Origin of the sequence: Flavilitoribacter nigricans DSM 23189 = NBRC 102662 (assembly GCF_002646595.1) — a bacterium.
Taxonomy (GTDB): domain Bacteria; phylum Bacteroidota; class Bacteroidia; order Chitinophagales; family Saprospiraceae; genus Flavilitoribacter; species Flavilitoribacter nigricans.
The window spans coordinates 1-23011 of sequence record NZ_PDUD01000075.1; the positions used below are offsets into that span (position 1 = coordinate 1).

The window sequence follows — 23011 nt, forward strand, 5'->3', positions numbered from 1 at the left end:
CATGCTAGGCGTTTGAGTAAGGATTATGAATATAATCCAAAACATAGTCGAAGTATGATTTATATTGCCTCTATCAGATTATTGATGCGGCGTAATTATTAGGTTTTAAAACAGTCTCTAAGATGACACTCAATATCATCCCAATAGTAATACCTGAAATTAAACTTTCAATTAGATCAAATACCAGGCCATCCACTAAGTCATATAATAGATCGAGAACTATGTCAAAAATCACCCAGTATAGAGCAGCAATAGTCAAGCCAATTATTAGACTTCTAACAAGAACTTCCTGAAAACTTCTCCGTAATAATATTAGTGCCGATTTTGTCCCATTGAATATATTAATTACAGCCAAATCTAAAATTAAACATGAGATAACACCTGTAATAATACCGTAAAAAAAATCGTAAAAATAACCTTTTAAACTGTCTATTAGCGAAAAATCTGTAACCGATCCGGAATGGGTGCCAACCGTCAAAATGTAAATCTGATCGTAAAGAGAATCGTATGTCAAAAACAAGATTAAACTTAGAACCAGCCCAAAAGACAGATATTTTTTTACACTTTTCCTAAATGTGGAAAGTGACCAATTTACTCGGTCTTTTGTTAAGATATTGATAGATCCCCCTGAAAGGCTAATGGTTAAACCTACAATTAAGCTTATAAATAAACCCAAAATTAGGCCAGTCAATATACCTCCAGCTAGGCCAGTCAATATACCTTCAGTCAGGCCTTTGTTTAAATTTAACTCACTAATAAGAATCAGGCTTCCAATAAAACTTCCAAATAGACCAACGACAATTCCGATTACCAATCCTCCGACTATACCTTTAAGTATTTTGGCAATGAACAGTTGAAAATTATTTATAATAATCCAATCATATTGTAGGTTTACCAATTCAAAAGTGACATCATTCCTATCATTCATTCGGTATGCTAAAAAAGAAAGCCATTTTTTCACCTTAATTGAACTATAATCAGTAATACTTTTAGTAGAGGATTGAATGAAACATTCTACAATTTCTTTCTTCCTTCCTTCCAATGAACCACTACGAAAACCAAATTCATCCCAGGATTTCATGGAGGCAAAAAGTTGCTGGATTATATTTAGGTAGAATGGTGTCTTAATAGCATCGCTGATCAAAGTATCTTTACCAATCGCATCCAATATCCCTCTTGTTTCAGGTGAATTCTGTTCTTTAAGGCTGATTTGTATTTGTTGGAGGGTAAGGGGCTTTACCATGATCTGGCAATAAACGGGAGCATCTATACCTTGTGCATATTCTTGAATTCGGGAACAAATAATATAATCTGAATTTTGATTTTTCCCATATTCTCCAATGGCTTCTAAACAAGTTTGTCGGTATTCCTCATCTAATTCATCTAATTCATCTAGTCCATCAAATAATGGTAAAAGGCGGTCTTCTGTTAATATGTTTTTTGTAAGTCCTTTTGAAAATCCCATTTGGGGTAGGAGTTCTGTGAGCCATTCTTGTACTGATGAAAACCTTTCTCTCCAGGTGGCGATGTTTATAACAATCGGAATTCGAGCATTTTCTTTTTCCAAAAGTTTAAGGGCCAATTGAAGCAAAAGAGTGGTTTTACCGGACCCTGGTTCACCAATAATCAATAATCGCCCTCTGTGTTTGTCAAAAAGGGTAATAAGCTCATCCTTTATTTTTGTGGAACGAATTGTTCGATTGTCGTATAGAGCGGCTCGGGAAGTGGTACCCTCAGTGGAGTATTTAAGTTCTAAATTGATTGGAAATCGAGCGGCAAGTTTACTGTTAATTCGGTTTTCATAAATTTCTCGCAATCCTTGGCGGATTTCCTGGAGATTCTCTTGAGAGACTAAATTGTCTAATCTGGTTAAAATATGGAGTAAGGAGTCATTGATTCTATTACTTTCAAGAATTGCTTTCTCTTCACTAATGATACCTTTATGAATGTTAATTTGAAGCTGCTGGTATCTAGTAGAAATTACCAGCGCTTTTTTTTTTAATGTTTTGGATAGGTTGCCAGGGTCTTTTAAAAGGGCTGTTATTACTTCTTCAATTTCGCCTTTTGCCAATAATTTTTTAAAGTCTGAGATGTCCATTGATTCTGTTGCTACTTTCTTTAATTATTGGAAAGGTAACAAGGTAATAAAACATTGTTAGTTATGCCTCATAATTTCATTCCTCTATTTGTATTCGAAGTCAAACGAGGTGCTTTATTCTTTTCGCTATTCGACATTTGCACCTCGAGTCCACGTATTTTCCGCACACCAAGTCCCGCAATTTTTTTGATTCTCTAAAGAACAGTTTTCTAGCTGAGTCGAGGGATTAATGATTGTTAGCCGTCGGTATCCCGCAGAGTGGGGTTGGGGCCCTACTTCTGAGTTGGAAAGGGGATGGTAGCCTTACCCAAAGCCCCTTTTCGTAACAGCCTGCCTCCGTACCCGAAGAGTCAGGGAAATATCAGCGGAAGAGTGACTTTCGTCAAATCGCTTTCTTTAATCCTCAATGGCTTTCTTTCCCCGCGACTCCAACCGTTTTATCGCCGGCGCATTAGCCAGCACACTAAAATAATGGACCGCTGTGGCTTGTAGTTGCAGAAACCGGGAGTTCAGGATCTCCATATTCGCCAGTACCAGCAGTTCCAGTGCGTAAGCATGATCGCGGATATTGCCTTTTAGATCCGGGTTATGACTGCGCCATTCCTTGGCGGTACAGCCGAAAACGACCATGTTGATCATATCAGCTTCCGAAGCCTGGTAAATGGCTTCTTTTTTGGTGTTCCATTCCATCAGAGGTACCTGATTCTCGCGTACCGCTTCGGAACGTACCAGGTAGTTGGCCTTGGCCGGTAGACATTCCAGGTAAGGCCCTTCCTTTCGGCTTCTTCTTCTTTGAGGCGCTGAAACTCCCGGACCATATACAGGCGAAAGGCAGCAGATAAACTGGAACAAAATTCCAGAGCGATGTCCCGGTGAGCGTAAGTCCCTCCTCCCCTACCCGTCCGGGATTCCATGCCGATGGCGCCGGTTTTTTCGATCCGTTGTTAGGGCTACAGGAAAAAGTCGCCACTACCGCATGCATGCGGAACTCCCGGAAGGCTGCATCGGGTTTCCCAGAGACCTAGAAAATCTAGGGTATCAGGGTATTACCGGTACGCATCCAGTTTTGGATCACTACATCGGTATTGGTATTGAATTTTTTGGCGATTTCGGTCAGGCTAATAAAGGTGATGTCTTCTTTCTCGTAGTACTTTAACTCAATGTCGTTGACAACGATCTTCTGCTTTTTCATAAGCTTCTGATAAACCCCCCTCAGATTTGAGGGGGTTTATATTTTTCTATGTTACCTGAGAGGCAAAGCCATCCCAAACAAAAAACAATATAACCAAGCCATCAGCATCAAATCATCAACCCTCACGGTAATAAATGCAAATAACTTTTTTAACCTTGACTCCATATTTTTTTCAGAGATCGCTCTTAATGAACTTTGTATGGCTGAAAGCATTTCGCATTTTACAATGCGAAATTTTACTCATTTATTTTTTTCTGGTAAGATTTAAATAAATGAGTAAACGTAAAAAATAACTAAATAACTTGATAGAAAAGCATAAAATCAATATCTTTCAGGAACAGATCGCCGATTCTTGACTTTTTTTTTACCGGCGGCCTTCTCACCTCAAAATGTAGCTAAGCAACAAAATGACAAACTGAATGGGCCTGGAAAGGACATTCCGAAGGCGGAATACATTTCTAGTACCTAATGGTGCGCCCTGCACCCGATTGTAATTTTTTAACCATAATGAATTGTCATGAAAATGCGTTGCTTAACTTTAGTTGCTCTCAGTTTAGTTTTATCCAATTGTAACCCTCCGGAAGAACCGGAGATTTCCGATCCGGCCTCTGATCGCTGGGGACCGGTAAATTATCAGATCAATGCGCTTTACGAGAATGACTCAACTGCATACTACGTCCAACTGCAAACCGACGATCGTTTGCACTATGCCGTAGAACCCACTCCCGAAGCGGAACTTCCCTTTCGCTTCTATGCTTCCACTTTCGAACATTACCGGGAGATCATTATTAGCAGCCCCTACCCTATTCGTCCCAATTGGTTCCAGATAGCTTCCTCCGAATGCCTCGATCCGGGAAATACAGCTACCGGCATCGAATTTACTGTCACTACCGCTCGGGAAAAAGATTACCTGCTCATTGCCCGACTAGACAGCACCTATTGGAAATGCTTGCAAACGACCGATCAGCCTATCTATTTTGCTTTTCAAATTCTGGAAACCTATCCGGTCCTGCCTACACCCTTTTATCTCCGCGGATTCTACGATCAACAACAAGAACTCATTCACCTCAAAGCACAAAGCGATACGGCCGGCATCTGGCACCCTACCTACGATTATCAGGTATTCCAGGAGCCCGGGCCAAAGGATTTTTCCATGCGTATTTCGCAACACCCCCAACTGGGCACCGAACAGTCGCTACTCCGCATCGGCAGCAGCATGCAGCTGGTTCCTCATAGCGTTTGGATCGGCCTCGCCGGCGAATGCCTCGAACAGGCCGACTGGGAAGTCCACCGCAATCGACTCAATGATCGCTTCCTCCTGGATGTGGTCATTCCGGATTGTTATCTGGATTGCCTCCAGGAAGTGGCCGACGGCTTTGAATTTGAAGTGGAGTTCTTCCAATATATCCCTTAGAAGTTTGCAAGAATTTTAAGGGCCATTTCAGGTCACCCTTTTGCCAAAAATGGGGGGGCGACAGAATGGTCATTCTGTCGCCCCCCACTACCCCCGGGCATATTTTTTTTCTCAAGTGTGGAGGCGCATTGCATGCGCCTCTTGATCCTAATTTAATCTTACTTGCCATGGCTAATTACCATACCCCCAACCTACCTACATCCGAAGAACTTGAACAGGTCCATCAACGAGCCGACCGAAATTACAAGTACAAACTGATCGTCCTCCTCATGCAGGAGGCGGGACTAAGGGTTTCTGAAGTGGTTCGCTTACAGATCCGCGACTTCGATTTTGAAAACAAGGTGCTTACCGTCAGAAGCCTGAAAAAGCGCAAATCCCAAAAAGATAAACTCCGCTTCATCCCCCTTACGGATAATGTCATCCAGGCATTCGCGCAATACTGGCCTAAACTCAAAGATCACTCGGCAGATGCTTACGTCTTCCCCGCCGGCCGCGGTTCCTCCAAACCACACCTGGACCGACGCAGCGTCTGGCGACGGATTAAAAAGTACAGCAACCAGAACATTCATCCGCACATGCTACGACATCACTTTGCCAGCAACATTGTCAGCAAAGGCAATGACATCAAGGTGGCCAAAGAACTACTTGGCCATAAAAGTGTAAAAACCACGGAGATCTACCTGCACGTCCCCCAGCAACAAATGCGCCTTGCGATCGATAGCATCGAGCAACAACCCACTTTCTGGCAACGCCTCTTTACTCCCCCAAAAGGGACACCTTCGGAAATTCCCATCACCCATACCAAAACGGGACTGACCAAGTTCCACGTGGGCCGAAAAGCGGAGATTGCACAACTCTATGAGCTAGCTGCGAAAAAGGTAAATACGGTGCTGATCGGGGAACAGGGAATCGGTAAATCCCATCTCCTGGATAACTACCAACGGGGCAACATCATCCGCATGGATGAATTCCAATATCCCAAACGTTTACTCGGCGGCTTATTGTTAGAACTATTCGATAACGACAAAGAGGAAATCCTCAAACTCATCTCCCGCACCGAAACCCGCCGGGATTTCGAAACCAAAGTCGCCACCCGCGAAAGCATTAAGCGCCTCTGCGAGCTCGCCATTGAAGTAACCCGCGAAAAGGAATACACCATCGTCATCGATGACGTCACCAACATCACCAAATCGGGCGTCCGGATCCTGGAAAATTTCAAAAACCACTTCCACATCATCGCCGCCGGCCGCCGTATCCGCATGGAGTACCGAACGGCTTTTTCCAATTTCGAGATCATCGAGCTCACGCCCCTACCCCGCCCCGAGTCCATCACCCTCATCGAGCGCCTCAGCACTTCCCACCTGGATCGCATCGAAGACTTCGAATCCTACAAAAACCGCATCTGGGAGGACACCCAGGGTAATCCCCTCTACATCATCGAAATGATCGACCGCCTCGCCAAAGAGCCGCGCATCACCGTCGAAGCCACCGAACGCATCAAACACACCGCTTCCAAAAATGAAATTGATTTCACGGTTATCCTCATCATCTGCATCTCCTCCCTCATGGGCCTCCGCTACATGGGCTCCGAATTCGGAGAAGATGGTGGCGCTTTTCGCCTCATTGGCGGACTCGCCCTGGTCTTTGCCATCTTCGCTCGCCCGATCTTCCGGTCGCTTAAAAGGAAATGGTTGTGATGGTTTCCTGGTTGGATGGCTATAATGGTTGGATGGTCTTGATGGCTATGATGGCTGGATGGATGGCTATTAGGACATACTCAAATATTCAGAAAAATGAATACAAAATCTAAGGTAAAAATCGCCCCTCTAATGGTTCAGTTTTTGGTTCGTATACAAGATCAGCCGGTTGATCATTTTCGGGAGCTCTTCCACACCGGATATAAGCGCATCAGCCTGCTGATCGGGGATCAACTTACGTTGTTTCGCCTTAATCAGCCATTCTCTGGTTTCCCAAACAGACCCGGAACCATAACGGTAAAAACGAATCTTCTCTTTCTTGTAATATCGTCCAAAACCTTCTGCAATGTTTGCAGATATCGAATCCGCAGATTTGGTAATTTGAATACCGATACTCCAACGAGCAAAGCTTTCCCATTGATCCACAAGCTCCCAAATCTCATTCCCCAATTGATGGGCATGGACATAAGCATCGATCTTTTCCAGTTTCATATATTCCATCCACCTATTTTAAGGCCATTTATCTATGCTATCAAGGACAATTTGACCCCAAATCTTTCCCCCAGTTCCAACCATCCCAGCCATCAAACCATAACAACCATCAAACAATCCAGCCATCCTAACCATCAAACCATAACAACCATCCCAGCCATCAAACCATCATAACCATCAACCCATGCGCACCCCCAACCACCTCGCCGGCGGCCTCATCATCACCGGCTTCGGCGCCGCCCTCTGCAACCTCAACATCTTCAACAGTCCGGCATCCGTTGGAGTCATGGCCATCGCCTCCCTCCTACCCGATATCGATCACCCCAAATCCATCATCGGCCGCAGCCTCAAACCCATTGCCAGGGCCATCAACCGGCGCTGGGGCCACCGCACCATCACCCACAGCGCCGTAGCCCTGGTCAGCTCCACTTTTCTATTTGCACTGATCGAAAAAAGCATTTCCGGCAGCAGCCCCCTGGCCCTTATTTATTTCTTCGCCTATTTCTCCCATCTGCTCCTCGACATGGTCACCCTCATGGGCGTGCCCCTACTCTACCCTTTCAGCAAGAATCCGTTCGTCATGCCGGCCAACCCCAAGTGGCGGATCCGCAACGACGACCGCCGGGCCGAGACCATCGCATTTTGTCTCTTCCTCCTCGCAGCCCTCTTCATGCGACCGCTATTCGAACAGGGCTTCTGGACGACCTACAACCGTACCTTCGGTACTCTCAAACATGTAGTCAGCGAATTTCATAAAGCGGATGATCTCCTGGAGGTCAGCTACCAGGCCAAAGTCGGCACCGAACCCATCTCCGGCCGCGGCTACTGCATTGAGGTGACGGAGCAGTACGCCATCCTCCTGGAAAATGGCCGCTTCCGGCGACTCGATAAACAATCGATGGTCCTCAACAAACTACTACCCCGCCACACGGGCCGCAAATTCGTTTACGAGCACCTGTCGATCATTAATGTCTCCCTGGATAGCCTCAACCAACTGGTTAAAGATCAGCTCATCGCCGAAATCGACCTGAGCAGTACGCTGCCGTTCTTCGTCCTCCTGCAAGGCCACACCACCGAACAAAAGCGCATCCATGAAAAGTACCTGACCGATCTGGTGTTCTTAACGCCAAAAGATACCTTGTCCGCAACAGCATCCCAAAAGATACCTTTCTTCTACGAGCCAAATCCCCGCATTCCCCTCCTTCAAAACAAATTGCAACAAACGCAAACCCGCAATCGGTTATATCACCACCAACTCCTCACCCGAGAACGGGATATTCGACAACTCAAACAGCAGATCCGCCGGGCAACCGACATGCCCACCCAGGAGAGATACTACCAGCAACTCGAAACACTCCGCAAAACCAAACCCTCCCAACCGGACTTCGAAGCGGAACGCAACCTCGCCATCGAGATCGCGCAACTCCAAAAACAGGAAAAACTTAAAAACCTGGAACGCCGGGCAAAGCTGCAGTCACCAGCGCCCCCAGTCCCCCCTGCGCCCCCTCTCCTCTCCGGTCACATCACTTTCGTTACCATCATCTAAAAATCCACCACCATGAAAATCATTTTTCCTATCGTTATAGCCTTCATTTTTCCCCTTCTTCGCAGTACAGGCGCATTGCAATGCGCCTCAAGCCCCAATCCAACCTCCCATCATCAAAAAATCCCCCAATTGAACCATGGAGCAATCAAACCATCAATCAAATCCCTCAAGCCAAATTCCAGCAGTGCCAAACCCCATGCCCCACGCCCCCAGCTCCCTGCCCTATATCAACCATCAAACTATCGTATTATCGAATCATCACAACATCGCAACATCACAGAATCACAGCATCGCAGTATCAGATCATCAAATCATCAACCCGATTCATTACCCCCCATCATCCAATTGCACCAATCCATCGACTCCTTCCACGCCCAACAAACCCACTCCCAGCTCCTCGAATTCAAAGACTCCAAAAAAGGCGAATGGCTTAAATTCCTCCCCAATCTAGGCATCACCTATGCATTGGATGGACAACCCCGCCCCAGCATCAGCCTCTCTTCCGGCATCCTATACCAAACCCAAAAAGCCAAACAACAAAGAGCGTCCAAACGCGAGCAGATCATCCAAATGCAACAACAGTCCGCCGAAATAGCAAAAAATCAACTAGCAGATCTACTTCTCCAATACCAACAATTACATAATGAGTACCGGACGCAACAGGAGCTGTTCGCCATCGAAACGGATCTTTTTCGCATTAAAGAGGATGAATACCAACGCCAGGAATTGGCGCCTTCGGATTTCTTGCAGGCCAAACGGACTTACCTCCTACAACAACAGGCGGTAGAACAGAAAGAGCATCAGCTTGGGCGACTGATCTCTAAAATTAAGCTTCATTGTCACTACTGATCCGATAAAATTTGCCGTTTGTAGCCGATTGACGGGATTTTAAACATGTTCTATTATACTCAAATTTGAGTACATAAAAATTCGCACAGTTGTTTTTTTTTTCCCAGGCTACCAAAAAGCGAAAAGTGTAGAAGAGCCTAAAATGGTTAGTTGATCAGACCTTAAATAATGTTTTAGTGCTTCCTAGCTCAACTATTTTTTATTCGTTTAACAGCGGCTGTTTTAGATAATATATCCCGTTGCTCTCGTGCCTTTTCCGATAGAATTTCTATCCGCTGTTCCTGGTCGCATCCCCACCCAATCAAGCTGGCATCAAGCACTTGTAAATTAGACAAGATCAAAAGATCAACAATATCGGTATTTTCATCATCGCGAATATTCCCTTTCGCTCCCGGGTTGGAGAGCTTCCACTGCTTAGCAGTTTTTCCGAATACGGCCATATTTAAAATATCAGCTTCGCTTGCATAGACCCCGCCACGACTACTTTTGGAAAGCTCCCGTGGGATTAGATTATCTCTTATGGCTCGGGTAACAAGCGGGTAATTGGCTTTGGTTATCTCACGGCGTACAGTCCATTGTGTCCCCAAGCCGAGTGATTCTCTTTCTTTGAGCCTTTGAAACTCCTTGATGAAATAGATCTGAAATTCAGGACTTAGCCAATAGCAAAAATTGAGGGCAATGTCTGAGTGGGCGTACGTGCCGCCGCCACGCCCTGCTTTTTGCACTAATCCAATGGCGCCAACCTCGTCAATCCATCTTTGCGGGGATACCGCCGCCCTATTGTTGGTGAACAATTCTAAAAGGTCGTGCAAATGCACAACCTTTACGTCGCTGTTGTGTACTTCTTCCCATTTCGCCAGATAACGGATGGTGTTGTTGTTGCGTATCCAATTCTGGATGGTATAGGCAGGTTTTTCTTCACTCGCCTTTTTGGCTATGTCCGTTAAACTGATATAGTCTTTATCCTTAATCGGCTCGATCCGAATGATTAAGCCTTCAACTTCAATGTTTTTCTTTGACATATGATCGATAATAAGGATCGTGTGATGAATGAGTTATTCTTTAAACGATGTAGATGAAGTTGTCATGCATCATTGCTGCTTCCTCACAGGTAAGTATTTAATGATCAGGGCACCAGCTTCAGCAACACCACAAATGAGCCTCGTAGTGCCGGCCCGTGTGCTTCTATCACAATCTTGCCAACTCTGCCTTCAATGCCTGTACCCGCGGAGCATAAGCCTCATCGATCGCCTCAAACTGCGAGGGATACAGCTTTTTGATTGCATTGCGAAAGGACGCCAACACCAATGGATTCTTCATGTTTTCTTCCAGCGAAAGAGAAGTATCATAATGGGCAAACCGAGAGGTAGTGACCAGCCCGATCGCTTCCTCCCGGGCGTCCGGATGAGCGGATAAAATATTATCTATCACCTCAGTTTCCTTTTCCTGAATGGTTATGTATAACATTTTGAGGGATGCATCCAGCTCTACTTTCTTCTGCTCTTCCGCTTGCTCTTGCTGTTTTCTAGCCAGCGCTCGTTTGCGCTTTTCATCCTTCGGATCGATCAGGTTCTCCTGCTTCACCATCGTTTGAAGGTATCCTCCCACATTTGGTATATCGGTCCCGGCTTTCAATTGCCGCAAGGTATAGGCAACACCGTTTTTAATCTGTGCTTCGGGGTAGGTGTCCACCCAGCTTTTCACAACGTCCAGACTAACCCAATGTTTTACCTGCTGGTAGATCTTGGCCGTCAGTTCATCCAGTGGTTCGGTTGTACTTTCTTTTAGCCCCTCCAGCCATGGAGTATTGGCGTGTATGTGAAAAATCAGCGCATTGACGGCCCTCCCCCTTTTGATCTCTTCAAACGTAAAAAAAATATCCGTGTTTTTCTTGAGGTCTCTCTGGGCTTTTTTGAGCACCCGTTGTTTGAAATTGCCGTATAAAGGATAGTTGTCTTTGTACTTCTTTTTCCCGTTGACGTCAATTTCTTCGATCACGCCTATGATCTCTTTCAACTCCTTCAATAGGAATTTTCTGCGACCGATGGTTTGGTATTGCTTGAGCAATTCGTAAATGCGAATGGAATAGGAACTGGGAAGACTGAGGATGTTCCGGACATCGTAAATGGTGAAATGAGATTGCAAGGATAATAGGAATGGCTTCATTTTGGGATGGAAAGATACGTCTATAAACTTGGCGTCCTCCGGTTCGTTATTCACCAGATTTTCTACCCCGACCACAATGGGGGTGTTCAACTCCATTAAGCCTTCTTCGGTGTTCCTTATTACCTTGACGATCTTGCGCATGAGTTTGAAACCGCCGGCACGAAGACGTTCGTAAGCGTCCTTGTTGTTTTCCAAGCCGTATTCCCGGATGACATCTTTAAGGTAGATGCGATAGGTCTGAAAGTCTTTGTCTGATTTGCGGACCATGGTGAGCATCTTGGTGAACACCCGGGTCTCCCAGATATCAAACTTGTACCGGGCTTCTACCAACTCATTTGATTTCCGGACTAACTTGATGACGTTCCTTTCATCCTTTTTTTTGGCAACAGCTCTACTCATAACAAATCACAGTTTGTAAAACACTTCCTCAAAGTGTTATAGTTAGAAGTATTATTTTGGGCGTGTGCAAAACAGGAATAAGCGGCTGCTCCTTGGGGCTTCTTGTTAAAAGAAATGCTCCAAAAGCAAAGTAGCCGGCAAATGCTGCGAACCACGCCCAGCCCCTCCACACGGGAGGTGTCGGAATTATCCTACTGCTAATATGTTATTTTTCAGATGGTAAGCGCTTGCAAGTTATAAAAAAACCCTCAATATGTTATAATAATCCCTCGATTTGTTATAAAAAACCCTCGATCTGTTATAGTTAATCCTCAAAACGTTATAGTTAGTCCTCAATTTGTTATACTTATCATTGTAAACAACAGTAAATCAATTAGTTAGAAGCACCGAAAAGAATTAAACAAGTTAAAAGAGAAAAAACAACAACAAAGCGTATTTTACCCTCAATATGTTATAATTAGCCTGAAATAAGAGGTGTTTTTGCATATCTGTTGTTGTTTTAACTTTATTTTTTGAAAAATAAACCCTACCCTTTTCCCTGCTTTTAATGACCTTTTTTTGTTGAAATGAGGTCAAATAGATAAACCTCCGGATCGCTTGTTTAGGGACATGCCTGTATGAACTCCTTCAATTTGTTATACTTCAAATGTACTTTTTAAAGGTGTTTTCCGGCGATTTCCTCAATTTGTTATACTTCAGCTTTAAAAAAAGATTTCCTGGGCGATTCCTCAATGTGTTATAGTTTAAAGCGATCCCTTCTTGAAAGTCAGCTTTTTGCTGAAATAATGGGCTTTTTACTAGCTTTCGCCGGAATTACCTGGGTATATGCTGGAATGTAGGGCTCAAAAAAGCAAGGATAAATGGTCAAGAAATGGGAAATTTTCGGACTGGAGTAAGGAATTTAAGCAGCTCAAAAGGTAATTATCGGCAATTCCTCAATTTGTTATAATTGACTTAAGTCCCTGATTTGCAGCGCTTCTTCAAGATGCTTTTGGGATGCTGTATAGTTCGTCAATTATCCGAATAACAAATATTATCCACCAGCAAATTTCCGCAGTAGGGATATGCTTTATTAGTATTATAATAAGCTTCCAGGATCAGGTACTGCCAATCGGAATCTGCCGTAAAAATAAAGTTGTATGGCTTCCAGGTGTCATGGATGACCGGTTTTGTCACAGCAATCAGCTGCACCTTATCGCAGGGCGTCATACCGGCCCATACCCGCAAAACGACCGGAATGTTATAATTGACGGTCTCTTCGGTAATCCTGCTTACACTGATGTAGAGTGGCGAACGGGCCAGGTAAACGCTGAATTGATATAAACTATCCGCTTGTAACGGTTTTTTAAAGGGCTGAGCGACGGATTCCCAGGTATCATTATCCCGGACCACCAGCCCCAGAAAATGCTTACCGTGTTGCGCTTGCTGGGGAACGGAGAAGGTGGCATCCGGCCCGGTATCGGGAGGCGTTTCTCCCGCAAAGCCGCAATCTAACCAGCCGTCCGGTGCTTTTCCTGGTTTGCTGTATTCGCTTTCGAAAGAAGGGTTGGGCAGTTGCAAACAGGTTTGAGCGGTGGCATTCGTCAGAAAAAAGAGGCCGAAAAGCGCGAGCAAGAATTGTTTCATTGTTAATCAGAGATTTATCAGCGTCTAAAAAATGAAAATCAAAGGTAAGCATTGCTTTGGTAAAGCCCCCTAAAATCCCCCAATAATGCGGCTTGGTTTTGTTTGAGTACCTGGTACTCTTCCAGCACTCTGATGTAAAATTTGGCGTGAATATAGTTGGCAAAGTTCAGGGCAATGGTGGAATGAGCATAAGTGCCCCGTATCGTTCTCTCTGGGTGAAGATCCCTTTGGCATTGGTGTAGGATATCCATTTGCCCACCGAGCTTAGGTTTTTCAGGAATACTTCGACTACGTACTCCTTAAATCCTCTAAAACTACTAGATGTAGTAGTTTTAAAATCTGGGTTGTAGGCGGTCTCCCATTCCTGCAGGAATTCGGGTTCCCTTTTGGTGTTGAGCCAGCTTCTTATTACTTATCCGGGTTTTTATATCTGGCCAGATCGGTAATGCAAATGTAATCTGCGTCATCGATTTTAACCACTCTCACTTTAGTGTTGAATACATCGATCTCTGCTTTGAAATCCATTACGTTTTATCATTTACGGGTTTGATGCGCTGCTTCAGCTTTAACTGCATGCTTTAGACATCCTATATAAAACTGTTTTAGCAGTTTAAAAACTGCAATATACTGCATTTTAAGTTAATTGCAGTTAGCTGATGCTTAGATAATACCCCAGTAACTGTTCGGAAAGAACGAAGCAAAAGCTATACTAGGCAACGTCAGGTATTGTGCATTTAGATCGGCCACATCCTTAACAATATAGGCCATCGATCCTGGCCATCCACACCGCGTCCCGTACGCCGATAGGTGTCGGGAAAATCAGATGCATCCTGGTATAACATTTGGAAGATAAGGTTAGGTGGCGAGAAGATGTCGGGATTCCACGCCGGACAAATCTAGTGTGGCTAAAGAATTTTTTAATTTTAAGTGCCTCGAATAGCAGCATGCCGAATTTCAGCGAAATAGCCCGTTCATGAACACTTTAGCACCCAGAAACTTGAACACACACTCCTATCGGGCGCTCCTACCCTACCCCCTGCTCCAAACTCCAAACCCCCTACTAACCACCACCTCACAAATCCCCTCTCTCTTTCTTCCGCTCAATATCCTGCCGGGCCAGATAAAGGAAATAGCCCTTCAAGGTCTGCCCCATCATTTTCGTAGCCCTTTTGAGCTCTTTATGAAATCCGGTGGGAATATCAATAGTGATCCGGACCGTTTCTTGTTTTTCTACCTTCGGCTCCTCTTCGGGTTCCTCTTTGACTTTGGGTTGCTTTTCTTCCTTAAGCTGCCGGGCCAGTTCTTCTATCTTATCCTGATCTGCGCTGGAGGCAATGGTTGGTTGAAATCCTTTTCTTTGTCGTTTCGCCATGCTGAAAAATTTATAGATTAAGAGACAGATATTCGCGGTTCATTTGATTTATTTCCAACTTTGTTAATTAACGTTTGACCAAAAACCTTCGCATTAGGAGCAATATCCCAGTAATCAAGAGGCTCTTCGAGAATTGATGGTTAATAGGGCTAGATGGTTGACGCTTCCCTTTACCACAGCCTTCTAGCCATCCAACAATCTAGCTTCCCGGACACGGAATACGGCCCCGCTGTTGATCAATTAGCTATCCCAATGAGGCGAACCTCACGTTGATTAATGGTTTGGGCAGTCATTCTGTCATAAGCTTTTGAAAATCAACAAGCAGATGAAACGCTTAATACGCTATTTTTCAACGGTTTGTTAATCAGTTGCTTGACTTATGACTATCGACTTACGACTAAAAACAGCACAGGGTGCTGTTAACTAAACAATCCTTCCACCTTGTCCGTAAATTCGTTGAATACTTCCTGGGCCCTTACATCGCTGTATTCCGCCACTCCCATACCAAAGGGTAAAGAGTCCTGGAAGGCCACCAGGTTAGGAAAGGAATACAACAAGGGTTCGTCGAAGGCCTCGACTGCTGCCTTCGTATCTTTGTAAGTTAGAGTATGCATACTTTTTACATCGTTGATCACGAAGTAAGCATTCGATCTGAACCCTTGTGATTCTTTGAGCGATTTAATTCTTCTATATCGCAGGATGAATTCTTCGGTACTTCTAAAGTCCAGAATACTCGGCTTGATGGGAATGATCACGATATCGCTGGCCAGCATGGTACTGTCCGCGAGATCCGCCAATTGGGGCGAGCCGTCCAGTATTACGATGTCGTACTCTTTGTTCAGTTTTGCCGCCTCTTTAATGATCTGACTTTCTTCTACCCCGTACACGGATATATGGGCCAGACTGGCGTCCCGGTCACCGGCCCATTTCATGGAAGAACGCTGCTGGACGTCGGTATCCAAAATGCAGACGGATTTCCCCCGTTGGGTCAGGCTTACGGCAAGGTTTACCGAGATGGTGGTTTTTCCGCTTCCTCCTTTTAGATTGGTAATGGCTATGATCATAAATGCATTTGATTGAAATGATTGGTTGCAAGTATAAGCCATTAATCGGGAGAATGAAATGCTTCCGGAGAGAATATTTGCCTTGAACTGCTTATAGACTGCAATTGCAGTTTCATAGACTGCAAGAGGCGTTTAACACAGTTTTTAAGCAGTAATATGCAGTAAAAATAAAGAGGCACTCCCCTACCCTGGAAAGTGCCTCTTGCAAAATTCATCTATGATTTTTACCTCCTTCTCATTGCTCTAAGTCATCCAATCTCCCCATCATCCAATCTCCCCTCCTCCCCTATCACCCGTGTGAACCGTTTGAGCCATTCCGACCCGGCACGTAGTTGTGGTAGTCCATACGGCATTTATCACTACAAAACTTGGCGTCGCTCCGCTTATGGGAAATGTCTTTTTTACAGCTCCGGCAAATCCGTTTCTCGGATGGATCCTTACCGCCTACGCTACCGTAAGACGCTACCGTGAAACGGTTTTCCGTGATCTGGTAGGTTTTGAGGTATCCGTTTTCTTTCAACCAGTGAAACGGCTGTGCAAAAAGCGTGAACAGGATATCGGTAAGTGTGGTCACCAGGCCATGGACCATGTCTAACAGCATCATGATCGGTCGTACATGGTTCTCGGCTACTTGTTGTCCGTTTTCTTTTCGGTGTTCCCGCAACACATAAGTGAGAATAAGCGAGAGTAAACCGGCACCTATGGTGAGGGTCAATAGGATGAGATTGATCAGGGATGCCCGGCGACTGCGTTCTGATTCTAGGGATAGTACGTTATTGCGTACCTGGGCTAACATAGTGTCCGTTGCGAGTTGGTAGGAGAGTGTGGGGGTAAGACTGGCTTGCAGCTTGGTCTGGTATCCTTGGGCTTGAGCGATTATGGCATCTCCTTTATTCATGGCATCTTTGATACGTTGCCGATATTGCCGATAGCTTCTGGGACAAGAGGTGCATACCCAAAACCAGGCTTTGGGGTTGTTTTTGTGCATTTCGTAATCTTGTTGCCAGCTTTTGGAACCGGAAGCTACGGCTTCCTGCACTAGCTTGGTTTTTTCCATGCGGGCCTCATCGATCCGTTGACGTTCTTCGTCACCGGCTTTTTCGAGTAGCTTAAAGGCCTTGCTTTTAAACAGGGAATCGTTGCTCATGGCTTGTTCTATCTGCCCGTTGTAGGTTAATAGGTGACTTTGTCCGGCCATCTCCGTGCTGACAAATAGATTGGAGACCAGCGACAGGCCAATGGTGGAGAGTAGGGCGGTTATCGCAAATATCCAGACGGATCGCTTGCGGGAGGTGGGGCAGGCTTGGGTTTCCTTACCGGTATCTTCGTCAATGATTACTATATCACTGTCGGAAATATGGGAGGCACTGGATAAGGCCGTGGCCAGCACCCAGTCGATGCCCAGGTACCCCAGAAAAACGAACCCGCTTTTAACTGCAAATACGAGCTTCGGGCTATCCGGAAACAGTAGACTCCCCAGGTAGGCTCCAATCCTGAAGGTGACTAGCAGGGATCCCAGGGCGAGTAGAAAGAGTAAAAAGGTTCTTCCTTGTACATACGCCCATTCCTGATAATAGGCACTTTCCTGTGTTTTACTTTGGAAATTCATATCTTGTTATTGAGGTTGAAAAATCTCCCCTGCTTGGCTTGGCTTGCACGGTCGGCCTTGCAGGGCTATCTATTCAAAGATAAATCCTTTGCAGTTAAATGCAGTTTTTTGCAGTATAAAAACTGCAAAAACAGTTTATTTATATTCGTTTTTGCCTGAAGGGTCACTTTTTGGGTGAAAAAGTATGGGTAAGAAAGAGGTGTGGTGGCTCAGAGAGAGCCGTCATAAGTCAGGGGTATATCTAATTGAGAAAATTCATGGCATGCCTATCTACTTCGAATATCTATGAGAGCAATCGTTGTGATCGGTTTTGCTTTTCCTCTATACCTGATACGGCAGGGATCTCACCTCGCCGTTGAGAAAGAACTGTTTTACTCCTGTTCGTTATTGACGTCTTATTTTACACTTTTTTATTAGTGGTTGACTTTACTTGATTACTTCGCAGTCTATAAGCAGTACAATGCAGTTAAGGAACTGCAAATACAGTTTTTACCTTTCTGGTAGTGATTATGTGTTAAGGAAGGTGCAGCGCGCCGTCTTGGCTCTAGCTATAGCATTAGGACATTCAGCTGCAGCGTAGCGTTCCATTTGGCCGCTACAAGCATAGATTATAGCTTCGCGTTTACCCGTAATTCTGTAGCAGTAAGATGCAGTATAAAAACTGTAAATGCAGTTTTAACCTTTCTTGTAATGATTCCGTGTAAAAAAGGTACAGCGCGCCGTCCTGACTCCAGCCTGAGCGATCAGGACGTTCAGCTGTAGCGTAGCGTTCCATTTGGCCGCTACAGGCATAGATTATAATAGCTTCGCGTTTACCCGTAATTCTGCAGCAGTAAGATGCAGTATAAAAACTGTAAATGCAGTTTTAGTCTTATCCTTAATTAGGGTATTTATTCGAGCACATTACCAGGCGTCAGTCTGGATAGGTGGCTGAAACCGCATTTTTGGGCCACGGATCTTCATTTATCTACACGAATGTGTCCGGCAGATGTATTATTCGTGATCATTCGTGGCTAAAACCATTTAACCACTGTTGAATCCGTAGCCAATAGCCGATTTCCAAATGAAGAAAATAAATAGACAATATTTCGTTTCAGCATATCATTACAGTAAAATGCAGTTAAAGAACTGCAATTACAGTTTAACTTTTTCGAGATCCTTTCCATACACGGGTTTTCCTTCTAAAGTACAGAACCGGCAGGTGTACAATTAGGTCCGTCACATCCTCAACAACCCGGGTAATTCAGCCTGAAACCATCAGTACTGCGTCCCGTACGCAAGCAAGAGCTGGGAGAGTCGGGTGCCTCCGGATATAATAGAGTAGGGGAGGAGAGTAGAGAGGCGAAAATGAACATCAAGATCCGCTATTCAGATTTGGGCTATCCGAAAGTAGAGCCGGAAAAGAATATCCGAAGGAGATATTCAACTTGTTCAAACCGAATTACTCCATCCACCCATACCGTAAATGCCAGTAGATTGCAGTAGTAAACAGTCTTAATCAGTTTAAAGCAGTTTTTTGCAGTTTAAAACAGTAAAAAGCAGTTTGCAAACTGCTTTTTATACCGGAATTTTTACCAGAAACAAGATCATGGTCAGTAACGTGCAAATGGAAATGAAACCCACCCCTGGGCCATTTTTATTTTCAGGAAAATTCATTTTTAGGAAAGTCGTTTCCGGAAATGCTGCTGATGTGCATGTCGATAATTCTCCAATTGCTCGAATTTCCCTTATTGTGAAAACTGATTTTAAAGTCCTACAGTGAATTATTTTTTTGAAGATAGTAATCTTTAAGCAAAGACTATATTTTTTATCCTGAGGCCGTAAAAATGGCTTTAAATGGCATTTCTCTTTTGAAAATGGTTTTTAATCTATGGTAGAAAGAACAAAATAGATGAAAAACCTCATTTTAGTCATTTGATCGCTCATTCGGTATGAGATCATTCCTAGAGATTTTCGGAGCGCTTTTCTGCTAAAATTAGGATTTTGATTAGGGGCAAATGGGAGGTATTTGTCTCCTTGTTTTTAGATGCGCAGTAAATCCTGAATTTTTTATCTCGACTCAGATTGAGACTGCTTTAGCCGCAATAAGCAGTTTTTTGCAGTTAAAAAAAGGTTGATGCAGTAATATACAGTTTAATGCAGTTGTTTGCAGTTTAAAATATCTAAGATTACCTTATTATACGGTATTTATTGCATGTAATCCCATCGTGATCCAATTGCGAGGGATGGGGTTCAGCGTGGCTTACCTACCCTACCAAAGTTTCAATCCCACCATGATCCAATTGCGAGTGAGCATCTGCTCTTTCCCTCCGCCGGCTTTATACTGTTTCAATCCCACTATGATCCAATTGCGAGCCCAGGCCTTTACGGGTGTCCGGTTCGGGAATACCCGTTTCAATCCCACTATGATCCAATTGCGAGCGTAGTCCAGATCACCGGTGGATCCGGAGGCACCATGTTTCAATCCCACTATGATCCAATTGCGAGCCCGAAAAATCACTGGAAACGTCCACGCCTTCATCTGTTTCAATCCCACTATGATCCAATTGCGAGAAGTACTTTGCGCACCAATTTCTTCGTGGGAGAAAGGTTTCAATCCCACTATGATCCAATTGCGAGGCGATCTTTTCCGCATACTTCACGGTTTCATCCCAGTTTCAATCCCACTATGATCCAATTGCGAGAGCTAATCCGGAAGGATTTAAGGCAATGGTCAATGCTGTTTCAATCCCACTATGATCCAATTGCGAGCCAACCGGGCAATTTATCAGTACGGCGAATTTACGGTGTTTCAATCCCACTATGATCCAATTGCGAGGATCTCCGGCAATCGAAATCCATTTTCGTATAAAAGTTTCAATCCCACTATGATCCAATTGCGAGAATGCACCCATTTGGAGCATCCTATCAATTTGCTTTGTTTCAATCCCACTATGATCCAATTGCGAGGAGGTTTAATACTTTGGATTTTTTACTAGCCATTTGGTTTCAATCCCACTATGATCCAATTGCGAGCAATAAGCCCACTTACTATATCAAGTGAATCAAGTATGTTTCAATCCCACTATGATCCAATTGCGAGAATTGTCGAGCGTTCTTGCTCCGTATCCACGTTCCTGTTTCAATCCCACTATGATCCAATTGCGAGGTGGTCACATCTTCGGAGGTGCAAACGGGGTAGATATGTTTCAATCCCACTATGATCCAATTGCGAGCATGACGCCTTTTTTACCTCGTGCCATACCTATTCTGTTTCAATCCCACTATGATCCAATTGCGAGCGAAGCGGTGCAGGGCCTCCAAGAATAACTTAAACGGTTTCAATCCCACTATGATCCAATTGCGAGGGGGTCGGCCTTTTTTGACCACGCATGAGATTTAAGTTTCAATCCCACTATGATCCAATTGCGAGACACTTGTGGATACCGAACATGATCATCAAAGCCGGTTTCAATCCCACTATGATCCAATTGCGAGTTTGATACTCAGAAGAAAAAGCTTTTGGATGGCAATGTTTCAATCCCACTATGATCCAATTGCGAGCGAAGCGGAAAACAAAGACTTCCTTCCGGACCTACACACGTTTCAATCCCACTATGATCCAATTGCGAGTTTCAAAGCTGGCTGACGCTCCTGGTGATTTCCTTATGTTTCAATCCCACTATGATCCAATTGCGAGACGAAAGCGGATAGCCTCTACACCACGACTCCTATGTTTCAATCCCACTATGATCCAATTGCGAGTCCTAAGCCCACCAGACAGTATCACATCGTCTTGGTTTCAATCCCACTATGATCCAATTGCGAGTCCTAAGCCCACCAGACAGTATCACATCGTCTTGGTTTCAATCCCACTATGATCCAATTGCGAGTTGTGAAAATGGTGGTACTTGTGTGGATGGTACTTGGTTTCAATCCCACTATGATCCAATTGCGAGGCGGCCTGCAGCCGGACCGTGACGGCAATAACTATGGTTTCAATCCCACTATGATCCAATTGCGAGATTTTTCCACAAAAAGGATTTTAGAGTGCAAGGCTGTTTCAATCCCACTATGATCCAATTGCGAGCCGGTATTCATTTTCCTGGTACTTGAATGCCGACTTGGTTTCAATCCCACTATGATCCAATTGCGAGTTATAGAGAGTACATTGCCGTATTTATCAATTTCAGGTTTCAATCCCACTATGATCCAATTGCGAGGGGGTTTCCCCCGATTACCTAACGCCCTGTTGTTCGTGTTTCAATCCCACTATGATCCAATTGCGAGCAATTCAAAAAGGAGCAGCAATTGCGACAAATCTAAGTTTCAATCCCACTATGATCCAATTGCGAGGCGGCAGCGTTCGCGTTCTTAAACACCGTAATTCGATGTTTCAATCCCACTATGATCCAATTGCGAGAAGTGAACGCAACGGGCGTTTAGTCGTAAATAAAAAGTTTCAATCCCACTATGATCCAATTGCGAGGGTTACAGATTGGTTTAAAATCGGACAGGCTATTTAGTTTCAATCCCACTATGATCCAATTGCGAGTGAACAGCCCCTCAAAAAAGGAACTTATCAGTCTACGTTTCAATCCCACTATGATCCAATTGCGAGCAGGTAATCCATTCCTCCTGGCGATCTTCGGAAATAGGTTTCAATCCCACTATGATCCAATTGCGAGCAGGTTTTCCCCGGTAAATTCTGCCGGTTCTTCGAGTTTCAATCCCACTATGATCCAATTGCGAGTAATCGTGGTCACGTTGCCTGAGACTGTTTGTGTGGTTTCAATCCCACTATGATCCAATTGCGAGGATTCACTTTTCGCCTTCGCCTGGATACTTTGAAGAGTTTCAATCCCACTATGATCCAATTGCGAGGGTTGTCGTGCGAAGACCCGTATGGTCATGCATATAGGTTTCAATCCCACTATGATCCAATTGCGAGTATCTCTAGTTCTCTTTGGTAGGCTTGGATGACTGGTGTTTCAATCCCACTATGATCCAATTGCGAGCACCACCGTTTTCCAAATAAAGGCTGTCTCCGTCAACGTTTCAATCCCACTATGATCCAATTGCGAGGGATACACAGTTTAATTTTAACAATTATGCAATTTACGTTTCAATCCCACTATGATCCAATTGCGAGCTGTTTTGCATTAGGAAGCTGCCCAGGTTAGCAACACTGTTTCAATCCCACTATGATCCAATTGCGAGACGGTGAGGCTGCAGGTGATTCCTGCCTGCAGTTCGTGTTTCAATCCCACTATGATCCAATTGCGAGAATTAGATAGGCTGACAGGCAACAATGTAAAATCAATGTTTCAATCCCACTATGATCCAATTGCGAGAATACGCCGAGGGAAATGGTACCGACGATCTCGTTTGTTTCAATCCCACTATGATCCAATTGCGAGTGGCATCACCATGCTCCAATCGGTGTATGAAAGCATGTTTCAATCCCACTATGATCCAATTGCGAGTTGTTGTGGCTTACTGGCTTCC

At 44.5% G+C, this 23011-nt stretch carries 16 protein-coding genes and 1 CRISPR repeat array; of the genes, 4 read left to right on the forward strand and 12 right to left on the reverse strand.

Annotation, left to right across the window (positions count from 1 at the left end; genetic code table 11):
- Positions 1-73: 73 nt before the first annotated feature.
- The 4 genes from CRP01_RS40410 to CRP01_RS42640 form a co-directional block, all read right to left on the reverse strand.
- Positions 74-2098, reverse strand: coding sequence for an NACHT domain-containing protein (locus tag CRP01_RS40410; RefSeq protein ID WP_099155806.1), 2025 nt, complete (start codon positions 2096-2098; stop codon positions 74-76).
- Between the two features lie 396 nt (positions 2099-2494).
- Positions 2495-2788, reverse strand: a complete 294-nt coding sequence (locus CRP01_RS40415; protein WP_099155807.1) for a hypothetical protein — start codon at positions 2786-2788, stop codon at positions 2495-2497.
- Positions 2788-3012, reverse strand: a complete 225-nt coding sequence (locus CRP01_RS40420; RefSeq protein WP_099155808.1) for a KilA-N domain-containing protein — start codon at positions 3010-3012, stop codon at positions 2788-2790. Before CRP01_RS40420 ends, CRP01_RS40415 begins: the two co-directional genes overlap by 1 nt.
- 116 nt (positions 3013-3128) lie before the next feature.
- Entirely contained in the window at positions 3129-3290 is a 162-nt protein-coding gene (locus tag CRP01_RS42640; protein ID WP_170110751.1) for a hypothetical protein, read from the reverse strand.
- A gap of 517 nt (positions 3291-3807) precedes the next feature.
- Between CRP01_RS42640 and CRP01_RS40425 the strand changes: the two genes are divergently transcribed.
- Both CRP01_RS40425 and CRP01_RS40430 read left to right on the forward strand, forming a co-directional pair.
- The gene (locus CRP01_RS40425) at positions 3808-4704 is read left to right on the forward strand and encodes a hypothetical protein (protein WP_143473753.1); all 897 of its coding nucleotides are present in this window, start codon (positions 3808-3810) and stop codon (positions 4702-4704) included.
- Between the two features lie 167 nt (positions 4705-4871).
- A complete protein-coding gene (locus CRP01_RS40430; RefSeq protein WP_099155810.1) occupies positions 4872-6401 on the forward strand; it encodes a tyrosine-type recombinase/integrase in 1530 nt (509 codons plus the stop codon).
- 129 nt (positions 6402-6530) lie between these two features.
- Here the strand turns inward: CRP01_RS40430 and CRP01_RS40435 are convergent, their stop codons facing one another.
- Positions 6531-6902 (reverse strand): four helix bundle protein, encoded by a 372-nt coding sequence (locus CRP01_RS40435; protein ID WP_099155811.1) that lies wholly within the window; start codon positions 6900-6902, stop codon positions 6531-6533.
- Between the two features lie 175 nt (positions 6903-7077).
- On the opposite strand from CRP01_RS40435, the gene CRP01_RS40440 reads away from it, so the two are divergent.
- Together CRP01_RS40440 and CRP01_RS42075 are read left to right on the forward strand one after the other, a co-directional pair.
- Positions 7078-8439 carry a metal-dependent hydrolase gene (locus CRP01_RS40440; protein WP_099155812.1) on the forward strand — a complete coding sequence of 454 codons (1362 nt, stop codon included), beginning with the start codon at positions 7078-7080 and terminating at the stop codon, positions 8437-8439.
- Positions 8440-8451: 12 nt separating this feature from the next.
- The gene (locus CRP01_RS42075; RefSeq protein WP_143473754.1) at positions 8452-9288 is read left to right on the forward strand and encodes a hypothetical protein; all 837 of its coding nucleotides are present in this window, start codon (positions 8452-8454) and stop codon (positions 9286-9288) included.
- 188 nt (positions 9289-9476) lie between these two features.
- Here CRP01_RS42075 and CRP01_RS40450 read toward each other — a convergent pair whose 3' ends face one another.
- The 7 genes from CRP01_RS40450 to CRP01_RS40480 all read right to left on the reverse strand — a co-directional run bounded on the left by CRP01_RS40450 (position 9477) and on the right by CRP01_RS40480 (position 17524).
- Complete coding sequence (locus CRP01_RS40450) at positions 9477-10310, reverse strand: KilA-N domain-containing protein (RefSeq protein WP_099155814.1); 834 nt, start codon at positions 10308-10310, stop codon at positions 9477-9479.
- Between the two features lie 166 nt (positions 10311-10476).
- Positions 10477-11853, reverse strand: a complete 1377-nt coding sequence (locus CRP01_RS40455) for a replication initiation protein (protein WP_099155815.1) — start codon at positions 11851-11853, stop codon at positions 10477-10479.
- A gap of 1011 nt (positions 11854-12864) precedes the next feature.
- A complete protein-coding gene (locus tag CRP01_RS40460; RefSeq protein WP_099155816.1) occupies positions 12865-13479 on the reverse strand; it encodes a hypothetical protein in 615 nt (204 codons plus the stop codon).
- A 38-nt stretch (positions 13480-13517) separates the two neighbouring features.
- Positions 13518-13730: a KilA-N domain-containing protein gene (locus CRP01_RS43585; protein WP_099155817.1), complete on the reverse strand. Its 213-nt coding sequence runs from the start codon at positions 13728-13730 to the stop codon at positions 13518-13520.
- A gap of 821 nt (positions 13731-14551) precedes the next feature.
- Positions 14552-14851: a hypothetical protein gene (locus CRP01_RS40470; protein WP_099155818.1), complete on the reverse strand. Its 300-nt coding sequence runs from the start codon at positions 14849-14851 to the stop codon at positions 14552-14554.
- A 419-nt stretch (positions 14852-15270) separates the two neighbouring features.
- The gene (locus CRP01_RS40475; protein ID WP_185154599.1) at positions 15271-15915 is read right to left on the reverse strand and encodes a ParA family protein; all 645 of its coding nucleotides are present in this window, start codon (positions 15913-15915) and stop codon (positions 15271-15273) included.
- A 289-nt stretch (positions 15916-16204) separates the two neighbouring features.
- Positions 16205-17524, reverse strand: a complete 1320-nt coding sequence (locus CRP01_RS40480) for a hypothetical protein (protein ID WP_099155820.1) — start codon at positions 17522-17524, stop codon at positions 16205-16207.
- 2259 nt (positions 17525-19783) lie between these two features.
- A CRISPR array of direct repeats spans positions 19784-22989; the repeat unit is 30 nt; unit sequence GTTTCAATCCCACTATGATCCAATTGCGAG.
- Positions 22990-23011 lie beyond the last annotated feature (22 nt).